The following is a 4,773-nucleotide window of genomic DNA, read 5'->3' as shown; positions in this document are numbered from 1 at the left end:
ACCACGCGCGGCGGGCTGACGACGGTGGCGTCGTCCTCGGGCACCGGCCGGGGCGTGCGGATCACGGTGTCGTCGGCGACCGGGACCCCGCCGGGGTCGAAGCGCGGACCGGGGGCGGCGGACGGCTCCGCGGTGACGGGACGCGTCTTCGCCGAGGGCCGGGTCGCTCCGGTGCCTCCCGGGCCGTCCTGCGCGATCGTGACGACCTGCCGGACCCGGGTGAGGCCGTCGTCGTCGTTCTCGGGCTCGTCGTCGACCGGGTGCTCGTCCACGATGTCGATGGGCGTCACCGAGTGCGCGAGCTCGATCTGCACCTTCTGCAGGGCGCGCGCGAACGAGACGGCGCTCGGGTAGCGCTGCGCCGGGTCCTTCGCCATGGCGCGCTCGAGCACGCCGCGCAGGCTCTCCGGCGCATCCGGACGGCCGAGCGGGGGCAGGGGCTCGCGCTCGATCCGCGCGATCAGGTCCGCGCCCCGGTTGCGCTCGCCCGTCTTCTCGAACGGCGAGCGCCCGGTCAGCAGCGTGTACACGGTCGCGCCGAGGGCGTACACGTCGGAGCGCACCCCGCTCGTGGGCGGGTCCGCGAACGACTCCGGCGGCGACCAGGGGATCGACATGCCCGAGGCCTCGGAGACGGCCCCCGTCGTGGACGCGATCCCGAAGTCCGTCAGCGCGGGACGGTTGTACTCGGTCACGAGGATGTTGGCCGGCTTGATGTCCCGGTGCAGCACCCCGGCACGGTGGGCGGTCTCCACCGCCCCGGCCACCTGCACGCCGACGCGCAGCGCCTCGGCGACCGTGAAGGGCTCCTTGCGCGCGCGCTGCTGCAGATTCGGCCGCGGGCAGTACTCCATGACGAGGTACGGACGCCCGTCCTCGGCGACGCCGGCCTGGTGGATGGTGACGATGGCGGGGTGCGTGGAGAGCATCGCCATGACGTTGGCCTCGTCGGAGAACTCCTGCGCCGCGCCGCTGGCCAGCCGGTCGGCGAGCAGCACCTTCACCGCGACGCGGCGCCGCGGCAGCTCCTGCTCGTACAGGAACACGTCCGCGAACCCGCCCGTCCCGAGCGGCTCGACGTACGTGAACCCCGCGAGCCGCGGCGGCGGCGAGGGCGGTCTGCTCACGGAAGATCCTCGAACCGGACCGTCACTCCGTCTCCGAGGTCGATCACGTCGCCGCTGACGACCACCGTCGGCTCCCCGGGATGCAGCCGCACCGGCTCGACGCCGGGCCGGAGCAGCGTCGAGCCGTTGGTGGCGTGCAGATCGACCACCACCACCGCGTCGGGCTCGGGACGCACCTCCAGGTGGCTGCGGGAGATGTCGTGCTGAGGGCTCTCGACGGCGATCAGGTGGGGCAGGGTCGCCCCGGTCGCCCGCGGCGAGCGCGGCCGTCGCCCGATCACAGCGGGGCGGTCCAGCGTCACGATCTGGCCGGTCGAGAGGACCAGGCGGGGCCCGGTCGCGGAGGTCGGGATGGCCTCCGTCGCCGCGTCCGACGGGGCCACCGGCGAGGACGGGGACGCGGTCCTCGGGTCGGGCAGCACCGCGGGGCTGAACGAGAAGACCGGGGCCGGGGCGGACACGACCGGGGCCGGCACCGCCGGGGCGGGCGGAACGGGCGCCTCCGCGCCCCGCAGCTCCCGCGCCTGCGCCACCGAGATGGTCGCGCCGTCGTGGTCTCCGGCCGACTCCGGGTCGGCGGGCGGCGAGGATCCCTCCGGGTCGGCGACCGTCTCGGGATCGGCGACGGCGATCGTGTCGATCGGTGCGGACTCGACGCTCGAGAAGCCGCCGTGGGCCGTGTCGGTCGACCCGTCCGCCGAGGCCACCGGTTCCCGGGGCTCGTCCTCCGGAACCGCGACCGGCTCGGGGAGCTCGTCCGCCGAATCGACCGGCCCGTCCACCGGGGCCACCGGCTCCGGGAGCTCGTCCGCGGGCTCATCCGCCGGATCCGCGGGCTCGTCCGCCGGATCCGCCGGCTCATCCGCCGGCTCGAACGCCGCAGTCGCAGAAGGCTCGGACCCAGGGACCTCCTCGTCCGCCGGGGCTCCGCCCGACGCACCGCCCTCCGCCATCGGCTCGGCCTCCGGCCCGGACTCCAGCTCGGGCTCCGGCTCCGGCTCGTCGAGCGGAGCCGGGTCCTGGGCGTCGATCGACCCGTCGGCCGGCACCGCGGCGTCGTCGGGTCGGGCGATCTCGCCGTGGCGGAACAGCGCGCCGCGCACGACACCGGCGACGATCGGCAGCGCCTCGTCCTCCGCTCCGGGCTCCTCGGCGGTGCGCAGCTCGAACCCGTGCACGCCGCCGGCCACCCGTTCGCTCCAGGTCGTCACCTCGGCGCCGCTCGCCTCCTGCTCGCCGTCGGCGTCGGCGAAGCGCACCGAGACCCGCCCCCGCACCGCGATGCGGATCGTCGCGTCCGTCCCCTCCAGGACGACGGCCCCGAACGGCGGGATCGCGGCGAAGGACCCGCCTCCGGCGGCGGTGAGCGCGTCCACGATGTCGGCGAAAGCGGCCTCCTCGCCCGAGGCGCGACGCCAGACCTCGGCGACGAGGCCCGCGTCCGCGTCCGGGGGAAGCGCGACGACGGCGCGCGGTCCGACGAGCAGGTACCAGGTCCCGGAGTGGTAAGCGGTGATGGGCATCAGCGGACTCCTCCCGTCGCTCCGGCACGCGGACGCGTGTCGGAATCGATGTCCGATTCGTCGTCGGCGGCGCCCAGGGCGCGCGCCGAGACATGGACGGCGTCGATCACGATCGCCGTGACGTTGTCGCGCCCGCCGCGCTCCAGCGCGAGGGCGATGAGCCGGTCGGCCGCGGCCTGCGCGTCCTCGGAGCGGCGCAGGACGTCGTGGATCAGGGCGTCGGGCACCTCGGAGCTCAGGCCGTCCGAGCAGACGAGCAGCCGATCCCCGGCCTCGGCGGGGATCATCCAGTAGTCGGCCTCGCCGTCGCTGCCGGCGCCGAGGGCGCGGGTGATGATGTTGCGCCGTCGATCCCGCTGCGCGTCGTCGGAGAGCAGCTCGCCGGCGTCGATCAGCTCCTGCACGACCGAATGGTCCACCGAGATCTGCTCCAGCCGACCCTCCGCGAGACGATAGGTGCGCGAGTCCCCGATGTTGACCGCCAGCCAGTAGCCGACGCCGTCCACGGCGGTGATGGCCACGCCGCTCAGCGTCGTCCCGGCGCGCGAGGCGCCGTCCCCGGCGATCGCCTCGACGGCGCTCCGTGCCCGCGCGACCGCGAAGCCCACGTCGTCCACCGTCAGCACCGCACGGCCCGCCAGCGGACGGAAGACGTCGATCACCGCCGCGCTGGCGACGTCGCCCGCCTGGTGCCCGCCCATCCCGTCCGCGACGAGGAACAGCGGCGCCTGTGCGAGGAAGGAGTCCTCGTTGAGCCGTCGCCGCAGTCCGGTGTGCGTCGCCGCGCCCACCGAGACCACGACCGGCGCGATCATGCGTAACCTCCGACGGTGACGATCCGCTCGCCGATCTGGATCGCATCCCCCAGCCGGATGCGGACCCGCTCGCCGGGCGGGCACGCGATGCGCACGCCGTCGCGGACGATCGTCAGCCCGTTGGTCGAGTGCCGGTCGAGCACCCAGCCGCCGACGGCCTCCGCCGCCGCCTCGAAGTGCGTCTTCGACAGCGACAGCGTCTCGTCGCGCACCGCGACGAGCGTCGCCCCGTCATCCTCGGCGGGGTTGCGGCCGAACACGGTGCGGCCGGAGACGAGCGAGCGGGTGCCGTCGTCCCACACGAAGACGAGCCGGTGACCGGGCACGCTCAGCCGCGTGTCCTCCAGGTCGTCCTCCTCGCCGGGGATCTGCGGCGCGGGAGCGGGCGGCGCCTCGTCGGACGGCGCGTCGTCGGTCGGCGGGATCGACGGCACGACGGGCGCGGGGGCGGGGATCGCCTCCGGTCCCGTCACCGGCGGCTCGGGGCGCGGGGCCACGGCCGGGCTGATCCCGGGGACCGTCGTGATCATGACGTCGGCCTCTGCCGGCGCGGCCGCCGCGGCGGCTCGGTCCGCATCGTCAGGAGCCGCGGGAGCGGGGGCCGCAGGGACAGGAGCCGGAGGAACGGGAGCCGCAGGAACAGGATCGGGGGACTCGGCGACGGCGGGACCCGAGACGACCGTCTCGTCCGGGAACTCCGGATCCTCCGCGGGAACCGGCAGGGGCGGCCGCGGCGGCACGGGCGGCAGGCCCGGGATCGCCACGGTCTCCGTTCCCGGGGCTTCCGCGGGCACGGCCGACGCGGCCTCCCCCGCCGCCGGTGTCGCCGCGGCGACGGCGGGGGATCGCAGCGAACGGACGTCGAGCATGAGCGCCCGTCCCGCCCGGTCGTGCCACCCCTGGAACCGCCCGCTGCCGTCGAACAGCGGCGTGAAGTACCCGACGACGATCGCCGCCGTCACGGCGAACAGGAGGTTGCGCACCAGCGCCCGCCCGAAGCCGAGAGGCTCCGCGGGCGCCTCCTCCCGCACCAGCCGCAGTCCCAGCAGGCGCATGCCGACCGACCCGCCGGAGGAGCCCTGCAGGGCGGTGCAGACGAGGAACCAGGCCAGCAGCGCGAGACCGACGATGCCGAGCCCGAGGCTCATCGTCGCCAGCAGAGCCGTGAGGTCGGTCGCGCGGAGCACGGATGCCAGCGTGATCCCGTAGCCGACGCCGCCGATCACGGCGCCGATCCCGGCGTCGACGAGGTACGCGAGCGCCCGGCGGGACGGGGCGGCGACCGGCACCGCCGTCGCGGCGCCGGTC

4 protein-coding genes are annotated in these 4,773 nt (G+C 75.5%); all 4 read right to left on the bottom strand.

Annotation, left to right across the window (positions count from 1 at the left end; genetic code table 11):
• The coding region (locus MR1_RS17275; RefSeq protein WP_157518333.1) for a serine/threonine-protein kinase at window positions 1–1,127 on the bottom strand (1,127 nt) is incomplete at its 3' end.
• Complete coding sequence (locus MR1_RS20645; protein WP_067249873.1) at window positions 1,124–2,650, bottom strand: FHA domain-containing protein; 1,527 nt, start codon at window positions 2,648–2,650, stop codon at window positions 1,124–1,126. The genes MR1_RS20645 and MR1_RS17275, both read right to left, overlap by 4 nt.
• Complete coding sequence (locus MR1_RS17265; RefSeq protein WP_067249870.1) at window positions 2,650–3,465, bottom strand: PP2C family protein-serine/threonine phosphatase; 816 nt, start codon at window positions 3,463–3,465, stop codon at window positions 2,650–2,652. The genes MR1_RS20645 and MR1_RS17265 overlap by 1 nt, the downstream gene beginning before the upstream one ends.
• Window positions 3,462–4,773 (bottom strand): RDD family protein (locus MR1_RS17260; RefSeq protein WP_067249867.1); only part of this gene is annotated, 1,312 nt, incomplete at its 5' end. The genes MR1_RS17265 and MR1_RS17260, both read right to left, overlap by 4 nt.

This window comes from Microbacterium resistens NBRC 103078, from assembly GCF_001552355.1.
Lineage (GTDB): Bacteria > Actinomycetota > Actinomycetes > Actinomycetales > Microbacteriaceae > Microbacterium > Microbacterium resistens.
Note: the sequence above shows the minus strand (reverse complement) of the source record. Positions and strands in the feature narration are given on the sequence as shown.

What these genes read in the sequence shown, in the direction of transcription:
- MR1_RS17265 (WP_067249870.1), bottom strand. Translation starts at nt 3,465, where the DNA reads ATGATCGCGCCGGTCGTGGTCTCGGTGGGCGCGGCGACGCACACCGGA.
- MR1_RS20645 (WP_067249873.1), bottom strand. Translation starts at nt 2,650, where the DNA reads ATGCCCATCACCGCTTACCACTCCGGGACCTGGTACCTGCTCGTCGGA.